Annotated in this window: 17 protein-coding genes and 1 pseudogene; 8 read left to right on the forward strand and 10 right to left on the reverse strand. The window is 47.5% G+C overall.

All coding sequences use genetic code 11. The annotated features are described in order from the left end of the window. Positions 1-28: 28 nt before the first annotated feature. The gene (locus VHA_RS11760; RefSeq protein WP_005504573.1) at positions 29-607 is read right to left on the reverse strand and encodes a DedA family protein; all 579 of its coding nucleotides are present in this window, start codon (positions 605-607) and stop codon (positions 29-31) included. A gap of 329 nt (positions 608-936) precedes the next feature. Here VHA_RS11760 and VHA_RS11765 point away from each other — a divergent pair, with 329 nt between their 5' ends. The 3 genes from VHA_RS11765 to mltC all read left to right on the forward strand — a co-directional run bounded on the left by VHA_RS11765 (position 937) and on the right by mltC (position 7517). Then, on the forward strand, positions 937-4686 hold the full coding sequence (locus VHA_RS11765) for an EAL domain-containing protein (RefSeq protein ID WP_226926499.1): 3750 nt from the start codon (positions 937-939) through the stop codon (positions 4684-4686). 131 nt (positions 4687-4817) lie between these two features. Continuing rightward, positions 4818-6005 carry an L-2-hydroxyglutarate dehydrogenase gene (lhgO, locus tag VHA_RS11770; RefSeq protein WP_040528928.1) on the forward strand — a complete coding sequence of 396 codons (1188 nt, stop codon included), beginning with the start codon at positions 4818-4820 and terminating at the stop codon, positions 6003-6005. Between the two features lie 396 nt (positions 6006-6401). After that, entirely contained in the window at positions 6402-7517 is a 1116-nt protein-coding gene (gene mltC / locus VHA_RS11775) for a membrane-bound lytic murein transglycosylase MltC (protein ID WP_005504579.1), read from the forward strand. A 62-nt stretch (positions 7518-7579) separates the two neighbouring features. On the opposite strand, the pseudogene VHA_RS19145 reads toward mltC, so the two are convergent. The 7 genes and pseudogenes from VHA_RS19145 to VHA_RS11805 all read right to left on the reverse strand — a co-directional run. Next, a pseudogene (locus VHA_RS19145) lies at positions 7580-7773 on the reverse strand (rhodanese-like domain-containing protein); the annotation flags it as partial. A 16-nt stretch (positions 7774-7789) separates the two neighbouring features. After that, on the reverse strand, positions 7790-8995 hold the full coding sequence (locus VHA_RS11780) for a sensor histidine kinase (RefSeq protein ID WP_005504581.1): 1206 nt from the start codon (positions 8993-8995) through the stop codon (positions 7790-7792). Next, positions 8992-9687, reverse strand: a complete 696-nt coding sequence (locus VHA_RS11785) for a response regulator transcription factor (RefSeq protein WP_005504583.1) — start codon at positions 9685-9687, stop codon at positions 8992-8994. The genes VHA_RS11780 and VHA_RS11785 overlap by 4 nt, the downstream gene beginning before the upstream one ends. A 35-nt stretch (positions 9688-9722) precedes the next feature. Beyond that, on the reverse strand, positions 9723-9989 hold the full coding sequence (locus tag VHA_RS11790; RefSeq protein WP_040528835.1) for a hypothetical protein: 267 nt from the start codon (positions 9987-9989) through the stop codon (positions 9723-9725). 66 nt (positions 9990-10055) lie between these two features. After that, positions 10056-10607, reverse strand: coding sequence for a PepSY domain-containing protein (locus VHA_RS11795; RefSeq protein WP_005504587.1), 552 nt, complete (start codon positions 10605-10607; stop codon positions 10056-10058). 215 nt (positions 10608-10822) lie between these two features. Beyond that, the gene (locus VHA_RS11800; protein ID WP_005504589.1) at positions 10823-11071 is read right to left on the reverse strand and encodes a DUF3297 family protein; all 249 of its coding nucleotides are present in this window, start codon (positions 11069-11071) and stop codon (positions 10823-10825) included. A 214-nt stretch (positions 11072-11285) separates the two neighbouring features. Then, positions 11286-11741: a hypothetical protein gene (locus VHA_RS11805; RefSeq protein ID WP_005504591.1), complete on the reverse strand. Its 456-nt coding sequence runs from the start codon at positions 11739-11741 to the stop codon at positions 11286-11288. A gap of 261 nt (positions 11742-12002) precedes the next feature. On the opposite strand from VHA_RS11805, the gene VHA_RS11810 reads away from it, so the two are divergent. The 4 genes from VHA_RS11810 to VHA_RS11825 all read left to right on the forward strand — a co-directional run bounded on the left by VHA_RS11810 (position 12003) and on the right by VHA_RS11825 (position 15735). Then, on the forward strand, positions 12003-12332 hold the full coding sequence (locus tag VHA_RS11810; protein ID WP_005504593.1) for a hypothetical protein: 330 nt from the start codon (positions 12003-12005) through the stop codon (positions 12330-12332). 87 nt (positions 12333-12419) lie between these two features. After that, positions 12420-12926 (forward strand): CreA family protein, encoded by a 507-nt coding sequence (locus VHA_RS11815; protein WP_005504594.1) that lies wholly within the window; start codon positions 12420-12422, stop codon positions 12924-12926. 93 nt (positions 12927-13019) lie between these two features. Next, the gene (locus VHA_RS11820) at positions 13020-14957 is read left to right on the forward strand and encodes a hypothetical protein (protein WP_005504595.1); all 1938 of its coding nucleotides are present in this window, start codon (positions 13020-13022) and stop codon (positions 14955-14957) included. 199 nt (positions 14958-15156) lie between these two features. Beyond that, entirely contained in the window at positions 15157-15735 is a 579-nt protein-coding gene (locus VHA_RS11825) for a DUF1415 domain-containing protein (protein ID WP_005504596.1), read from the forward strand. Here VHA_RS11825 and VHA_RS11830 read toward each other — a convergent pair. Continuing rightward, positions 15713-16378, reverse strand: a complete 666-nt coding sequence (locus tag VHA_RS11830; RefSeq protein WP_005504597.1) for a fumarylacetoacetate hydrolase family protein — start codon at positions 16376-16378, stop codon at positions 15713-15715. The genes VHA_RS11825 and VHA_RS11830 overlap by 23 nt on opposite strands. A 343-nt stretch (positions 16379-16721) precedes the next feature. Between VHA_RS11830 and yieH the strand changes: the two genes are divergently transcribed. Next, complete coding sequence (gene yieH / locus VHA_RS11835) at positions 16722-17414, forward strand: 6-phosphogluconate phosphatase (RefSeq protein WP_005504600.1); 693 nt, start codon at positions 16722-16724, stop codon at positions 17412-17414. Positions 17415-17538: 124 nt separating this feature from the next. On the opposite strand, the gene putP is transcribed toward yieH, so the two are convergent. After that, positions 17539-19035 (reverse strand): sodium/proline symporter PutP, encoded by a 1497-nt coding sequence (putP, locus tag VHA_RS11840; RefSeq protein ID WP_005504605.1) that lies wholly within the window; start codon positions 19033-19035, stop codon positions 17539-17541. Between the last annotated feature and the right edge of the window lie 100 nt (positions 19036-19135).

Genomic DNA, 19135 nt, shown 5'->3' on the forward strand with positions numbered 1-19135 from the left:
GCAGGCGAGGTTTTCTCTTCCACCAGTTTTAATCTGTGCAAACAGCTTTCTCCTTCAGCTTGCCACCAGCCACTCGATTGACCACGATGAGCAAGAACACTGCAATGGGAATAAGTCCCCAATTAAGATGATGATTAACCCACCCAATGCCGCCCACTTGGTAAACCAGCGTGAAAATCAATACTGTCCAAAGCGCAGTAGCCATCAAAACGGCAGATAAAAATGGCTTGAGTCCAACACGAAAAAAACCACTCAGACAAAAACCCACAAACCGAAGACCAGGCACAAACCGGATAAGGAACAAATTGCCAAACGCATGCGCACGCAGTTTTCGGCGAATCACTCTTACGCTAGGTTGGGTCAGCAAGCCTCCCCGCAATGTGCGCCACCGCCGAGCCCATAAGCCCAGTGAATAAAGACCAATATCCCCGGTAGCGATGCCAACAAATATTGCCCCGAAAGCTAACGATACGGGCATCACCCCTTGGGCAGCCGCCACACTGGCTGTAATAATGGCCAAATCTTCAAGCAGGTAGGACAACAGGATCACCGCAAAAAAGAGCGTAACAGGGGAAAGTGTCAGCAATGTGGCGGTGATATCATTCAAGGTAAGCGCTCAGATCCATAGTTCTATTAACAGAATAGACAGGATTGGCTGCCATTTTGTTTCAGCACGGCAAGAAATTGTTATTTTCACAAAAAGAAAACACGTTGAAAGGCAGTTTAACGGCGAGCTGAACATCATCAAACCAACCTTGCCCCACGCAAAAAACCGTGACATACCCTTTCACAACCTTGAAGGAACCTGAACGACTTTTAGGCACAAAAATAAGACATCATCTAAACTTTTGAGACAATCCCCTGCCCGGGATGATGGTTTGCTGTCCAGCCATTACCACATGGCAGACACCGCCAAATGAGCTCAAAAGATTGGATATGAGAATGACATCACAGGCAGCGCCCGCGCAATCAAAGGACGTGTTTCCCCAAAACGCGCTGTTGATCCGGATCATGCTGCTCTTTCTCGGCGGCCTGGTTGTATCGCTGTATTCCATCTACTTTCTCCGCCAGCCCGGCAGTGCTGCGTTTATCTGGTACACCAACGGTTTTTCCATTGCCATGATCGCGCTGGCGCCGACAAATCAGAGAGTTTCCCTGATTGGGACGGTTTTTGTTGCCATACTTCTGTCTAACCTCATTTTTGGTGATGCACCCGGCCAAAGCATCCAACTTGCTATGGCCAACATCGCCACCATCATTGCCGGGAGTTTGTCACTGGCTTATATCAGCCGCATCGACGAACCGTTTCTTTCACTGAAAGCGTTCGGTTGGTTTGTCGTAGCGACCGTGCTTATCAGCCCCGCCATAGGTGCATTATTCGGAGGATGGACGCTTCACCTGACCCTGTCCGTTCCCCTTGAGACCGTCGTATCAGCTTGGTATCTCGGTGATGTCATCGGCATTCTGGCGATTACACCGTTGATCTATACACTGCTGCAACGGAAACAAGGGCTTCCCTCTACCTTTTACAAGCCCACCACTGCACTCACGATTATCGCTATCTCGGCCTTGTCAAGCTGGTTGCTGTCGCACGTTGAATATCCCTTTATTGCCATTGCTATCGCCCTCACTGTCGCCAGCGCAGTTCTCGATAGACTGTCCGCCTTTTTCACCGCTTTTATCGTGTCAGTCACGCTTGACTTGCTGTTGGTGAGTCCGGACAACCTCATGTCATCAGCGGGCACTACCGAGCTGTTAATGCCGATCAGTGGTGCGATGTTGCTGGGAGGATTACTGGCCGTCAAATCTGCACGTTTACTGCAAATCCAAAAAATAAGTGATGAACGGGCAACACTGTTCTCCAATGCCATGCAATCTTCTGTCATTGGCACTGTGATGGTGCAATCTGATGGCAAGATGTCCAACCCCAACAACAGCTTCGTGGAGCTTATCGGCTACACACATGAAGAATTGGACAGGAAAACCTTCCGACAACTGGTCTTTCACCGGGACAGGGACGCTACAAATGAACAGCTCTACCTGCTCACGGAAAATAAAATCGACAGTTTCAAAACAGAAATTCGCCTAACCCGCAAAAACAAGCAGGTGATCTGGACCCGTATTGGCGTCTCGGTGGTCCGTGATAAATGGCATGGCAATGTCTTGCATTTTATTTATCAGGTGCAGGACATTGATAAAGATCAGCGCTTTGAGCATGAGCGGAATATGTGGTCACAAAAGTTCGAATTTGCTCTCGGTATCAACCGCACAGCCGTGTATGAAATGGAATGTCACACCAAATTTTTCCACCTGTCAGGTAATGCCATTCTGGCTATCGGCGTCAACGCTGCCAACATAAAGCGGCTCTATGAATGGATGTCCCGAATCCATCCGGATGACCTGCGCGAATACCAACATACGATGGCTCACTGCGGCGGTAAGTTTGGCACGATTGAATACCGGCTGATGGACGAGAGCGAAAAATACCGCTGGGTTCGGGACCATTGTCGTCCGATAGAACAAGACAGTCATGGTGTGACAACAAAAGTCATTGGCACCATTACTGACATTGATGATGAGCGGGAACGCTCCCTCCAAAAAGCGCTATCCTCCAAACAGGTCGAGTTGATAGAGCAGGTTGGCGAATTAGGTATTTGGGAATATGAACCACACACAGCAACCCTCTACTGGAACCGGGAAATGTACGCGCTGTATGGGATCAGCGAAGAGGAAGAGATCACGCTGGAAACATGGCGAGAAAGACTGCTCGACGCCGATCGTCACCCGTTTGATACGCTGTTTAATCTTGGTCGCATACACAATGAACACCTCACGTTAAATATCCAGGTAAAACACACCAGTGACCTGATTGTTAACCATTCAATTTCCGCCCGGATTATCCATGCAGAATCTGGTACGCGGTTAGCTGGGTTTTGCCAGGAGACAACCCGCCTTCAAAAAGAAAACGTCGTTCTGACCAGAGAAAACCAATTGCTGTCCGCCGCGATCGAATCTGTCAACGACGGGATTATTGTCCTTGACTCACTGTTACGTATCACATTTATCAATCAACACGCAGCCGAACTGACCGGTTACCCTGCGAGCGACCTCATTGGCAGCACCATTGACGAACAATTCAATGTGTTTGACCACCACAGCCAATACGCCTTCGCACATTTACTTTCTGACTACCATCAGGACTTTTGCTTAAGCGGCACGTTCACGCTGCAAACTGAGCAGTTTCAGGAGACGTTGGTGTATCTTGAAGCGACGCCGGTGGCACCCCACAACAACGCAACGAATGGCTGGGTACTGACCTTTCGCATCCAGGATGCCTTACCTTCCCGTGCAGCTAACAGCGAAGGTCGATACAGTGTAGATCCCATCACCAAATTTCCTGGGAAACGGGCGTTTGAGCAAATCCTGCAGAACCATACGGATAACCTGCACTATGAAACAGTCAGCCATGTATTAGTCATGATCGAACTGAAGGGGCTAGAGACACTGGCTGATGCTTTCGGGGATCCGGTCAAAGACCAGTTGATAAAATCCGCTGCCATATTGATAAAATCCTATGCCACAAAATCTGTTGCTCGTTTGAGCGAGAGCCGTTTTGGTCTGCTGCTGGATAACCAGGGGCTGGGCAGTGCGCAAGAGATCATGTCGTCGCTATCAGAAAAGATCTGTGCGCTGAAATACCAACCGGGAGAAACCGCATATCACCTTGAGTGCGTGATGGGGATGACATTGATCGAGGGCAACCAGAAAACACCGTTCCAGATAATCTATCAGGCGCAAGTTGCCATGGAATCCGTCTCTGATGACTGTCATCCTGCTATCTCGGTGTTTGATCCCTCATCATTAACAGACGGCATTTCTTTCCGACGCGATTTTCTGCTCCAACGTATTGATATTGCCATCACTAACCGTTCGTTCAGCCTGCTCTGTATGCCCATCATGTCTAACCGAAATGGACTTCAAAACTGGCATGAAGTGTTAGTACGTTTGATCACTGAAGAAGGGCAACTGTTGTTACCAGCCGAATTCCTGCCTGCCGCAGAGCCCACTGGCCGCCTTATCAGCATTGAACGCTGGGTATTTAATGAGGTGTTGAACGAGCAAGCACAAACATTGGCTGCAGCAGGGCTCAACATTGCTATCAACATTTCTGCCAGCGCTTTTTATAATGAAAGCTTCATCGACTATTGTCTGGCGCTGATCAAAAAGAGCAACCTGCCCAGCCGCCGCCTCTGCATCGAAATCAAAGAGAGCACCCTGCTGATTGATACCCTTCGGGCCAAAGACGTGGTCTCTTCACTTCGCAAATTAGGCTGTGAAGTGGCCGTGGACAATTTCGGCACCGAGTTAACTTCCTTCAGCTATTTGCGCAAATTCAATGTCAGCATCATCAAAATCGATGGCAGCCTGATCGCTATGATGAAAGCAAGCCTGGTGGACAGACGTATTGTCGAGTCTATCAAACAGATCTGCGACTCACTCCGAATTAAAACCGCCGCACAAAAAGTCAACAGTGATGAAGACCTGCGTCTGGTGCAGGCTGCCGGTCTCGATTACATTCAAGGCTATGTATTTGGTGACCCCCTTCCTCTTGCGCGTGTGATTTCCTCCGCCAAAGCAGGGCTGCTCCATCACCCGAAAAATGAACACGGGAAAAGCTTCAACTGATCAAATGCCTTGATACATTTCCCCGCTTTGCAGAGATATACAGGTCACAGTGTGCTCACACATGCCTTCCCATTTGGCTCAATTTAACATTCAATCAGTGAGAAAAAGATGTCGAGAAGGGGGTAATAATGATGGTCAACTGTGATTATCTCATTATTGGCGCTGGCATTATCGGCCTCAGTGTTGCGAATGAGATCCAGCAACGGAAGCCCAATGCACGTGTCGTCGTGGTTGAAAAAGAATCGCTACCCGCCGCCCACCAAACCGGCCGGAACAGTGGCGTTATCCATGCTGGCATTTACTACACCCCAGGCAGCCTGAAAGCGCAATTCTGTCAGGAAGGGAATCAGACTATCAAGGCATTTTGCCGCGAACATGACATCCCGTTTGAAGAGTGCGGAAAGCTGCTGGTTGCAACCAATGATATCGAACTGGAGCGCATGGAAGCCTTAAAAGTGCGGGCCACTGACAACGCATTAACGTTCGACGTGCTTGACGCCAACCAGCTCCAAGCGAAAGAACCTCAAATCCGTGGTGTCGGTGCCATTTTTGTGCCTTCAACAGGCATTGTCAGCTATCGGCAGATCTGCGAAACGCTTAGCAGCATGATTAAAACGCGGGGCGGAGATGTCTTTTTCAACCATGCGATAGAATACATACAGGCGTCGAAAGAAGGCTTGACGTTGGTTGCCGGGGAGCAAACCTTCCATGCTGGGAAGTTGATTTCCTGTGCAGGGATCATGTCAGACCGGATTGTTGAGCTGCTGGGTGATAAGCCAAACTTCCAGATGGTGCCTTTCCGTGGTGATTATTTCCAGTTACCAGCCAAACACAACCGTATAATCAGCAGCCTTATCTACCCCATTCCCGATCCCTCTTTGCCCTTTCTTGGCGTGCACTTGACCAAAATGATTGATGGTTCTGTCACGGTTGGGCCCAACGCAGTGTTAAACCTTGCCCGTCAGGGGTACTCACGTTTTGCCTTCTCACCGAAAGACGTGGCAGACATGCTGCAATACGCGGGTTTCTATCATGTTATCCGGCGTCATTTCAGATCAGCGGTGAAAGAGCTTCGCAATGGTCTGTGGAAAACGGGCTACCTCAAAGAAATACAAAAATACTGCCCGTCACTGACCAATGAAGATTTACTGGCCTATCCCCCGGGTATCCGTGCCCAAGCGGTGTACCCAAACGGTGATTTGGTTGATGATTTCCTGTTCCACCAGACCAAACATGCTCTGGTGGTCTGTAACGCCCCCTCCCCGGCAGCCACATCATGTTTCCCTATTGCACGCTATATTGTCGATCAACTTGGCTAACACCTTATGTATCAGCGAAAAAAATCCGGTTTTCCTCTTTTACTTCCTAGGGTCTGTTGACCTTTGGTGATGATTTTTGCAGCCGTTTGTGGGGGCTTTATACAAGGCAGAGGCTTTGATGTGTAGCTAGCCTACATGAGAAACCGATAACGCAGGAGAAAGTCCCCACAAACGCTGCCCGAAGGGTTCAGCCCTAAGCGTTTTATGCTTTGTTGAGGTGTATTTGCTTAGAATGCTAGGCGGCACACACCTCGCCGCGCCTAAATCGCTTATGGTCAGAACAAAAATTAACCACCAAAGGTCAACAGACCCTACAAATTCCTTTTCTTTTTTTAAGGTCAGGCATAGCATCGTCACCTCGACTGACTAAGAGCAAAACCACAACCATAAGTAAAGATGAAAAAAGCCCTTTTTCTGCTGTCAGCAACCTTGCTAACCGGCTGTACCGCACCACCTGAAAACCCCGTCTGTCAGTGTGATAACACATCCTTGCCTGAATCCAGCCAACCTATTTCGGATGCCAACAAAAATGCCATCAGAGCGCTATTCGCTCACTTAGCCAAAGAAGCCATTAAACAGTGGGGGAGTGACGAGTACATTGAGTCTGGCAAACACCGTTATGTGAAATACCTGGATGGTTACCAGACCCGTGCCCACATCGACTTTGAAGCCGGCAAAATCTACGTATCAACCATTGCCAGACACCAGCCCTTGGAAAAACTCCAGAAAGCGATTGTACAAACCGTGTTAATGCCGGCCGACCCTAAATACGTGGAACAGTTTACCGACAAAGACATCCAGCTGACCGGTAAGCCATTTTTCCTCGGCCAGATTGTTGATCAAGAAGGGAAGTCCATAGAATGGGAATGGCGTGCCAACCGCTTCGCGAACTACTTGATTGAAAACAAACTACAAACCAAAACCATCAAACGCGGCAAAGCCTATTACGTACAGATCGACATGGTAAACGATCACCTCCAGCAACGGGAATATCAATATGCGCACTATGTCCGCGATGCGTCAAAGCGCTATGACATTCCAGAAGATCTGATTTACGCGGTGATCAAAACTGAAAGCAGCTTCAACCCTTATGCGGTGAGCCATGCCGGGGCTTATGGTCTGATGCAGGTGATCCCGAAAACGGCAGGCGCCGACGTGTTTAATCTGGTAAAGAAAAAACCGGGCATGCCGACAAAAGAATACCTGTTCGATCCGGCAAACAACATCGACACTGGCACTGCGTATCTGCACATTCTGAAAACCCGTTACCTGCGTGAAGTGACAAACCCTTCTTCTAAGCACTTCAGTATGATTTCTGCCTATAACAGTGGCACAGGCGGTGTACTGGCAACTTTCCATCAAGACCGTAAACAGGCGATGGTAGTGCTCAACCGTAAATCTCCACGTCAGGTCTACGATGCATTAACCACTAAACACCCGAAAGACGAAGCGCGTCGCTACCTGCAAAAAGTGATCTCTTTCCAGAAAGGTTTTAATGAAGGAAAAATATAACCGGTTCCCTTTTGCGATGGAGCCCGTCGCAAAAGGAAAACCGAAGGAAAGGAGGTGTCGTACTACCTGACGCTCATCATCTCCTCAAACCCACCCGCATTGTGCAGGTTAGTGAATCCTTGCTTAACAAGATATTGATGCGCCGCCCCAGATCTCGCCTGCCGCTGCGGCAATACAGCACCAGCGGCGTATCTTTATCGAGGTCTTGCACATACTGGCCCAACGACGACAGCGGAAAATTGACCGCGTTATCCACCCAGCGTCTTTTCCCACTAGCGCACTGGTATCGATACCTTGACACCTAACCCCGGCGCGGCATCATACAACGCGATATTGCCATGATGCAGGCCAGCAACCGCTTTTGCCAAAGACAACCCAAGCCCAAGTCCGCCGTCTGTGCGGCTTTTATCTACACGGTATAACCGTTCAAAAACCCGTTCTTTTTCCTTATCCGCAATGCCGGGACCATTGTCACAGACATCGACCCATACGGTACCATTTTCCGGTGTTTCGCCGCAGCGAAGCTGGATGTTGCTGCCGGCTGGGCAATAGCGCAGCGCATTTTCAATCAGGTTGGCAATTTGCTGGATTAATAGCTCCCGATCGCCCTGAATCATCAGCGGTACCGGGGATTTTTCCACCCGCAGTGTCATCTTCGCGTCTTCAGCGACATCACCATAAATTTCGGCAACGGTATCAACCACATCGTTCAGATCCAGCGGCATAAAACGGCTTCGTCGTGCGCCCGATTCAATCTGGGAAATTCGCAGCAAGGCATCAAAAATAGCCGCCAATCGCTGTGAATCATCCAGTGCTTTATCCAGCTCCAATAAAAACGTATCGCTGAGAGACGGCACAATGCGATTGGCATCTTCCCGCAAAATGAGCAGGTTATGACGAAGGCGGGTGATTGGCGTTTTCAGCTCATGGGCAATGTTGGCAGAAATATCGCTCATGGCAGCAACCGAACCTTCTAGGCGCGAAAGCATGTCATCGACAGAGACAGAGATACGCGCTAAATCATTGTAGATATATTTCACGTCAGTTCTTGCGGAAAGATCGCCATCGGCTGCGGCATTAAGCACCCTTTCAATGCGGTTGATCCTTTTCTGGCTAACCCGGCTCATTACGATCACAAGCACAGTGGTAAACATCGACACCAGCACACCGGCAAGCACAAAGCCAGACGTCAACACCGCCAGAATTTCATCGTCTTCTATCGGATCATCGTCGACATCATAATGACGACCCTGAAGCAGTTCCTGAGATTCTTTCACTATCTCGCGATTCTGGTCTTTCAGTTCATGCTCTACATAGATAAACGTCACTGCGGCCATCAGCACCAGGCTTATCAAAGACACGCTGCCAAACATCAGGCCTTGCTGGATCGCAGAGCTTTTCATCCAAGCCGGCATTGCTGCCAGCAGTTTGTGTTTTGAAATGTGGCGATGGAAAAAGTCAGCAAGCTTGGCTTTCATTTCGCCTCTCCACTTTTCTGTTCAAGTTTGTAGCCCACACCGCGTACGGTTTGGATCAGTGTGTCACCAAACGGTTTTTCCAGCTTGTTACGAAGCCGGCTGATATGGGTTTCCACCACGCTGGTTTGAGGATCGAAGTGAATATCCCAGACGTGCTCCAGCAGCATGGTGCGGGTAATCACCCGTCCGGGATGGCGCAGAAACAGCTCAAGGATCCGGAACTCTTTCGGCTGTAAATCGAGGGGTTGTCCCCGGCGGGTAGCGGAGTGTTCAAACAGGTTCAATACCACATCGCCATAACTGATTTCCGGCATCGCTTCAGTGGTTTTCAACACCGCACGCCGGGATAATGCAGTGACACGCGCTAAGAGCTCGGAAAACGCAAAGGGTTTGGTCAGGTAATCATCTCCCCCGGCTTCCAGCCCTTCAACACGATCGTCCACACCACCGAGCGCGGTCAGAAACAAAATAGGCGTGCCCACTTGTGCTGCGCGCAACGCTTTGACAAGAGAAAGGCCATCCAGCCCCGGTAACATCCGGTCCACAATCGCCACGTCATAATTCTCTGCCATGCACAGCGTCAGTGCATGTTTTCCGTTGTCAGTAACCTCCACCTGATGACCTGCCTCGCGCAGGCCTTTTTCTACAAAACTGCTGAGGCTGACATCGTCCTCAACCAACAACACGCGCATTGGGTTTCTCTCTGTTCAGTGATGTAAGATGCGGTTTAAACAGCAACCGCAATCGATTCTGCTTCAGTTTTCTTTTCCTGTGGGTTGGCAATATCGCTAACCATCTGGCGTTGTTGCCATTTTGCCAGAATGATTGCAGCAATACCGGCCAACAGGCTGATCCCAAGTGTAACCAGTCCCAACATAAAAAGAAGGGAAAAAACGATCACACCGAACAACGCCTCAGTCGCCTCTTTCGACCATCGTTTGATCATGACTTTCATGCATTGCCATGTTGTAGGGGGGCTATTTTCGTCACTCATTTATACCTCCAATCGTGGGCATGACCGCCCCACAAAAAGATTTAGCGCGTTATGTGTTTCACTCGTTTATTTCACAACCTTCGCGTTGATGCGGGTTTCAACATGTCTGCCATTGGCATCCAGTAACTCAATGTCATACGATGGCTGACCATAATGGTCATCTTGCCCAATGCTCCACACTTTGCCACCGAATTCACTTTCTATGTTCATGGCTGCCTGTTCAAGTGACAACAAAGTCCCCCCCTGAATACCGTTCAACCACATCGCGTCTTCCATCAGTTCATCATCATGACCATGGTGATCATCATGGTCACGTCGCTTGGTAAACATCACTTCGCCAGTCGTTGCATTAACAACGGCATGAATTTCTTCTCCCGGCGTTTTAAGCAATTCAATCTCATACACCGCCTGTCCCCTTTCCGCATCACGCTCCGCTTCGAACGCGACGCCGCCGGTGGCGTTTTTGGCAATCTCAACAGCCTGAATCAGACTCACTGCGTCTTCATGCAGTGACGCGGGCGCATCATCATCCGCAGTCGCGGTGCTTGCTGCCAGCATGGCACCCATACCCAACACAACAGAAACAATAGCAGGCTTAAAAATCATTGTTTTTTTCACGGTGTCATCCTCGTTATTGGTGATATCTCTACAGGGTTATCCCTGTCTACATGGCTATGCTACGAAACCGGGTTTTCACCAACTTTTCCCGAACTATACATTTTTGTAAGGTTTTTAGCGCAAGGGTGTCTTGAATCGACACACAAGGCCATTATTCCCATATACAACAAAGCCCGGACATCCGGGCTTTAATGTTCAATGGGTTATCAACACGCTTAGAGGTAGTACGCTTCTACCTTTCCTTTCAGCGTGATCAGCAGTGGCTGGCCACGGCGATCCAGTGCTTTAGGTGAAGGAATTTTGATCCAGCCCTCGCTGATACAATACTCTTCAACATCAGTGCGCTCTTTGCCATTAAAGCGAATGCCGATGTCGTACTGGAAGCATTCTTCCACAAAATGTGGGCTGCGGGGATTACCGGAAAGGCGGTCTGGCAAAGCGGGTTTTGAAGTTGTGTCGTTCATCTTAATGACCTGATATCAGTAAAAAGTGCGTCATTGTAGAACGAAGCCAGCCCAGCGCTCAAGGGCACCGGCAGGCTTTGTTACTTTCTGGCCTGCAAGGTTTTTTCCGCGCTCAGGAAAAACAAATACTGTGCTTTATCCTCCTGTCGCAGCCGTCATTGGGCTGCCCCGGGCCGCCAACTGTGAAAAGGAGCGCTGCTGATACAACAGGTTCTTATACGCTTTGCACGACGGGCATCACTTGTGCAAGTTTAAGGTAAGCATGCAACTTACCGTTTTTATACTCAATAGCGGAATGGATATTCACCGATTTATTGGCAATCACACGGCTTCGGTAAGTGTTGTTGTTTTTCACAATGTCCAAATCCAACACGCCTTGCTCCAACTTCCACCAGCCTTTGGCTGGCAAGCGGTTGAACAGCGTAAACTCTTCCAGGGTACCGTCTTCATTCAGCAACAATTCGGTCACGTAGCCAGCGCTGCAGGTTTTAATCCAACGCTGGCCTTTTACATCAGAGGCAGAAAACGGGCGCTTGCCTGACATCCAGTCAAAGAGGGCAATAGCATCGACCTCTGACACCTCAGGCAGCTGTTCAATGTCCAGCATGGCGGCAGTCGCGGATTCACGCATAAAAAGCTGTAAGTACGAGCTGTTGATTTGTTTTTGCATCGCTTACTTCACTGTCATTCCTTGAAAAATATGAAGATATACACATCTACCAACAGCTTCACCTCTCTTTGTGTAGGAATGTTAACCCGCACCTAAAACAGTCGCCTTTCACAGCGCTATTTAACATCCAGCCCCCTATGCGGCTCACTGTAAATGCATTTCTCTTGCGCTATATCAAAAACAAGCGCCTTGTGTCGCTGGAGAGGCACAGAGGTGTGGACTATCTTTTTAAACAGGTATGTACACTGTCAGGCGGGGATTATGCGCTACCTCATTATTAAAACGATCATTATAAGTTCAACGCTGTTTTCGGGTTTTTGCCTTGCTACCAGCGAGCAGGTAGGAGAAGTGGTGACAGAGAAAAATGAAGCAATCTGCAAACAGAAATTCGCTCAGGAACTGTTCACCCAACAACGGATCTTTAGCTCAGAGCGCAGTGGCCCAGAAAAGCGCCGTGTTGCTGAACGTAAAATTGAAGCTGCACGCCTGAAATACAACGATACAGCGAGTTATTGTGATGCGTATGAAAAATTAATCACCTTTGAGCCCGAAACCCTGGATCGCCGCCCTGGCGATGCTCAGTTCAAATGACCTTTCCGGCAGTGCAGGTCGATGTTAGACAACAGACACAAGTCACTGATAAAGTGATTCGAATAACGGATAATGACAGGTACTGCCATGTTTTCTTCTTCAACACGTTTTTCCTCTAAACCACTCCGCGCTTTGGTTGCGGCCGCTGCGTTTGGTCTTGCCCTGAGCGGATGTTCTGACGATGAAGTGGGTAATGTCAGCTTGGGACTGTTTACAACCAAGGACATCAAGATCCAGATTTTTAACGATCCTGAAGTACCGGGCGTCACTTGCCATATCAGCCACGTGAAAGCCGATCTTGATTTCTCTGATCCCTCTGACATGGGCATTTCCTGCCGCCAAACCGGCGAAATCACTGAAGAGATGATCGCCAATGTGGATAAATCAAAATCCGGTGAGGTGGTGTTCACCGCCTCGAAAAGCATTCTATTCAAGTCGATGAAAATCCGCCGCATTTTCGACGCCGAAAACCAGACACTGATGTATCTTTCCTACTCCACCAAAGAAACTCAGGGCAGCCACAAACACAGTTTATCTACAGTGCCGTTGTGGGGAACAAAGGCATGGAAAGCACCGGAACAGGATAATAAATAAACACTCGTGTTCTCTCTCTCTGCATCTTCACGTTTAATGGGCATATAATCACCGCCTATTTATCCAGACAATCAAAATAAAAGAGATTGGTGAATGAAGAGCAATTCAATAAACATCAGAGAACAAAATACGTACATAGACGAAAATGAAAGTCTTGGCTTTGTTGCAGATACTACAATAAAAATACTTTGTATTACTGCCTACCCGGGGGTTTTAGCTGCTGATATAGTCAAAAAGTTTCCAAGAGTTATCAGTGGCATCATGGCTTTCTGTTTATTTAGCAAGTCATCCGCATATAGAATAAACACCAATAACAACAGTTTGCAAATTAACAATTACAATAATAATGAAAATCGATACCTACATCCTGTTTTAGAAGAGTGCAATAAGCTAAAACCAAGAAAAAAAGACATTCAAGACATAACAAAGCACACTAATTGTTTATTGGCTCATGCAAGAGATAAAATACCTGAACGTGTTATTGAAACAAGGTTACCTAAAAATGTTTATAAAAACATTCAAGACATGTCATATGTATTACCTGCTGTATCAGTTTTGGAGCAAATGGATTCATTAAAAGAAAATAACCACTCAAAAGATTTCCTTCGGTTTATACTAGGTGTTCCTGTCTCAGATAGCACTCATCATGAATTAAGTAATTTATGTGGTTTGAGAGAAATGTTCGACGCTGCGTCACAAGCGAAGGAGCTTGTTGATGTTTTTATTGGTGATATTAAGAACCTTATTAACGATAAAGAATTAACAGAACCAATGGTCGAGCATTTTCAATATCATTTTTTAAAAACATACAGAGATAACATCCCCAAAAATATGGGAGAAGCAATTAAGTTAGGATTTAATACCTTTTGGAATGGTGGGCCTACAGAAAGCGCCTTATTAATAAAAGCATTGGACGATATTGATAAAAGAAGAGAGAGAATATCTTGGAGCCCACAAACAATACACTCTTTAACGCTAATATCTCATGCATGGGAATCTGCAATAAATATTATTTTACCAGAAAAAAGTGCTCTTGATTCTATTATTGCACTAGGAAAGTCAATAACAAAATCTAGAACGACTTTTTGCGATTATGTGAGAACTGCAGCCTCTGTTGGCGCAGCGATATCAACACATCCCCAAATTAAATCAAAAGGTGAAATGGTTGGTCGCATACATTCAACAGAACAAATAAGAAAAAATGCATATCATTTAAATGATCATTTGCATAGACATCAATCTCAGAAAAAAATACCATCATCAGAACTTATTACGGCAGATTTAGAACATAACCTAAAAGACGCTATCAGAGAAACTCAAGATAAGCTATCGTTAAACGATCTTGATAATAATAGCATTAAAATCCGGTGTAAGAGGGCTGGTGTTAGATGCATTCCTTTCCGTAGAAGAAATAATGGAAATAGAGATGAAAACTCAAGAAGAACTAACAGGGTTAACCAAGAAGAATCTCATATTAATTTAATTGATGCCAGTGCAGGACTGTCATATTTTAAAGAAAATCCGTCTGCATTCTTACATGAAAACTCTTTAGTGTCTGGTTACTTTGAAGATGGCGCAGAGGCGTATTTCAATCGCATATCTGATAAAAAATATCAAATTTCCACAACAAAACTCTCTGACTCAGTGTCTGTTAGTGTTGAGTATTTAAATGTTATAAAGGAAGATACTACTGACCTTAATAACATATCTGGTGTAGATATTGATGGTTTAGAAAAGAATATTATTGCCACCCCATTGTTAACGGGCTGTACAATGGCATTGAAAATAAAAAATGGGAAGCGATATTTATCACATGTTCAACCTGTCAGTGAAACTAATACAAATCGGCATTTAGATTTACAGAAGGAACTTACCCAGAAAGGGTATGAGACTTATGGGCCACAAGATTATCGTGAAGATCCTACAAGATTTTTCGGAATAAAAGAAGATAATAACTGGCATTTTTACACTCAGAAATTAAACGGAAATACGATTGTTGTCAAAGAAGTTTTTAAAACAAGAAACATGTAACTCTTAGATAATAAGAGAGAAAAAAGTACCAAGGTGAACGCATAAGTTACAGTATTGTGAAATCCAATCCATGCAATCGCCTTGGTCACGTTTGTGAACATTTTGTATTCAATTCTTGTCTGTCAATCGACTTTATTAAATTGGGTTTTCACTCCACTGCCGTTAAAATACCGATGTTGATATTAACAAGGTATTTACCATGATCACTTTTCCTTCCAAAGACCTCGTTGAAAAGCAAACCACAAAATGGCTGGAAGACGTTGTCATTGGCTTGAACCTTTGCCCTTTCGCCGCAAAGCCACAACGCAACAAACAGATCAAAATCGAAGTCTGTGAAGCACAGGACGATCACGCGGTGATGGAATGTATCCTGACAGAGCTGACCCAGCTGGATAACAGCAACGCGGCAGAGCTAGAAACCACCATCGTAGTGACACCCAACCACTTTCAGGATTTTGATGACTATAACCAGTTCCTGGATGTCGCAGATATGCTGATTGACCAGTTTGGCTGGCGTGGCATTTTTCAAATCGCGAGCTTTCACCCCCATTACTGTTTTGCTGACACCACGCCTGATGATGACAGCAACCTGACCAACCGCTCCCCCTTTCCGATGTTTCACCTTATCCGGGAAGCCAGCATTGAGAAAGCATTAAAGCATTATGGCGGGAACGCGGAAGACATCCCCCAGATAAATATCGACCGCGTTTGTGGCTTATCTGAAGACGAGAAAAAAGTGCTGTTCCCTTACCTGTTCAGGGCGCACCCACACAGCTAAACCTTGCCAGCTCCTTACCGGAAAGGGTCAGCCTTAACACATCCCCCGGAGCAAGTTGCCCCACCCCTTTTGGTGTGCCGGTAAGCACAATATCCCCCGGCATCAGAGTAAAGAATTGGGTTAAATGGCAAATCAGCGCAACCACAGGGGTAATCATCATGCGGGTATTCCCCCGTTGGCAGGGAGTACCATTAATGTCCAGGCCGTATTCTGTTGCGGCCAAATCAATATGTTCAAAGGGAACAAACGGGCTCTGCACACAACTGCCATCAAACGCTTTCGCTACCTCCCACGGTAAGCCTTTTTCTTTCAGTTTATTTTGTGCTTCGCGACGGGTGAGATCCAGCGCCACCCCTATACCCACAATGGCATCCAGCACCGCCTCGGGGTTGGCACAAGTCAGGGGCTTACCGATCAACACAGACAGTTCGGCTTCATAGTGAATAGGCGCTAACCACTCACGGAGCACAAGCGCAGAACCCGTACCTACGAAGGACGTAGCAGGTTTGATGAAAAGCACTGGCTCATCAGGGACAGGGTTATCGAGCTCTTTGGCATGTTCTACATAGTTACGTCCAATACACACAGCTTTACCCGCCGTTAGCCCGACTTGCGTTCCGTCTATCCACACATGTGTATACATTTATTTCTCCTGACCCTTGGTAATATCGCTCACTGTAACAGACACTTAGCATAACCATAAAAAGCTAACCTACGCATGAAAAGTTAGGCAGCTGGACCTCTACCTCAACCAACCATCCCGCCTGCAAACCGGTTCCACAGATATTGCTGGACCGCGTCGGGTTCCTCATCTGTGCAGCATGTTTCACTCCTGATAAAACACGATCTTAGATGGATTTTTCCGCCTGTTCTTGCCATTTGGTAAGACCTCGCTTGCAATTTATTAAATGGCACGTTGTTGGATTTGTCGGTCAGGTTAAGGCTTAGAGTATCAATACTACTGTGAAGCCATTGACCGGAACCAAATGAATTCCTTTGATTTTGATGTCCCCGTTTCATGCGTGATCTTCGACTGTGATGGCACACTGGTTGACAGTGAAATCTTGTCACACCAAGCCATTGTCGAGATATTTGCACAATATGGCGTAACACTGGATTTGCAGGAGTGTCTGGACAATTTCCAGGGCGGAAAACTGGCAGATGTCCTCATCCAGACCTGTGAACGGTATGGGCTATCTATCTCTATTGATGAATTAGAGCGACTTTATCGCAAGAAATGCAAAGTCCTGTTCAGTGAGCATCTCAATCCGATTGAAGGTGTGCCGGAATTGCTCGACACGCTGAAGAAAGTAGGGATTGATATGTGTGTGGCTTCTAACGGCCCGGTCAGCAAAATGGCGTTGTCACTTGAAATGACAGGCTTGCTGCACTATTTCCGCGATCATTTATACAGCGCCTTTGATGCCAACAGTTGGAAACCTGCGCCGGATTTGCTTCATTATACGGCGATGAATATGGCGGTATTAACGCAGGAATGTCTATTTGTAGATGATACGGTATTGGGCGTACAGGCTGGCATCAATGCAGGTATGCGCACGATCTATTTTAACCCTCACCAGAAAGCACCGATTGATGACCCTTTAGTGATTTCCGTGTCCTCAATGAAAGAGCTGCAGGCGCTGATGGAACGGCTGCCCCTGTCTGACTGTTGGGCCTAGCTCCCCCGGAAACCGGATCTTGTATTGACAACGTCATGGATGGAGATTGTCAGCAGCTATCACGTAAGAATGCACAAAAAGGGACGCGATGCGTCCCTTTCAATGTGGCTTCTAAGCGTCAGGATTACGGCAGGGTTTTCAGGCTCTGCGCATAATCATCAAATTTCTGCATCACCGTCTCTTTGGCACCGCCCGTCATTTTACTCACCACAATGATAGAGATTGCAGCAAGGATAAAGCCGGGGACGATTTCATACAGATCGAAAATACCGCCCGTCAACTGTTTCCAGACCACAACCGTCACGCCACCGATGATCACCCCCGCCAGTGCACCATTGCGATTCATGTCTTTCCAAAAAAGGCTCAACAGCAAAGCCGGACCAAATGCTGCACCAAAACCTGCCCAGGCATACGAAACCAGACCCAGTACAGAACTTTCAGGGTTCATCGCCAGCATCAGTGCAATGATGGAAATACCAATCACGGCGAGACGACCTACCATGACGACTTCTTTGGCTGTCGCATTGGGGCGAAACACTTGCTTGTAGAAATCTTCTGCCAGCGCAGAGGAAGAAACCAGCAGTTGGGAGTCTGCGGTACTCATGACTGCCGCCAGAATCGCCGCCAGCAGAATACCAGCAATCACTGGGTGGAAAACGGCATTCACCAGATACATAAAGATGGTTTCACCATCCGCCAGCTCACCGCCCAAGTGTTGGTCAACATACAGAATGCCAACCAGGCCAATCAGGACTGCACCGGCCATTGAGACCGCACTCCAACCCACCGCGATACGACGTGCAGTGGTGATATCCGCGTTGCTGCGGGTTGCCTGAAAACGTGCCAGAATATGCGGCTGGCCAAAATAGCCTAGCCCCCATGCGACCAGCGATAAAATAGCTACTGCCGTCAGCGGTTCACCGCTTACATCACGCCACAGCGTCAAAAGTTCAGGGTTTTTGTTCTCCAGCGCACCCGTTAATCCGGTAAATGCACCATCCATTGTAGCAATGGGGACAATCATCAATGCCGCCGCCATCAGCAGCCCCTGCACCAAATCCGTCCATGATACCGCAAGAAAACCACCAAACAGGGTATACGACACCACACAAGCAGTGCCAATGATCACCGCGGTGGTGTATTCAATGCCAAATACCGTTTCAAACAGTTTACCGCCTGCCACCAAACCAGAGCTGGTGTAGAAAAGGAAGAACAGCAAAATGAAGAAGGCAGAAATTGTCTGGAGCAACTTGGAATTGTCTTCAAAACGACGGGACAGAAATTCTGGAATAGTCAGTGCATTATCAACTTCGATACTGTAAGTACGAAGGCGCTTGGCGCAGACCAGCCAGTTCAAGTAAGTACCCGCTAACAAACCGCCGGCCAGCCACAGGGATTCAATATCCGCAGCATAGGCATACCCCGGCAAACCCAGCAGCAGCCAGCCGCTCATGTCTGACGCACCGGCTGACAAAGCTGCTGGCCAGGGGCCCAATGAACGCCCGCCAAGGAAGTAGTCTTCAGAGTTGGATGTGCGCTTGTAGGCATACACGCCAATCGCAAGCATGAGAATCAGGTACACGATAAACGTGGCGCTGATTGCAAAGCTGTTTTCAATCATATTTTTTCCCTCAATAACAAGACACAAAAAGTGGGGCCAAAGGCCCCAGGTGCCTAATTCCGATTGATGAATACCCTCAAGAGCACCTACCCAATAGTCT

The organism is Grimontia hollisae CIP 101886 (assembly GCF_000176515.1).
GTDB classification, from domain to species: Bacteria; Pseudomonadota; Gammaproteobacteria; order Enterobacterales; family Vibrionaceae; genus Enterovibrio; species Enterovibrio hollisae.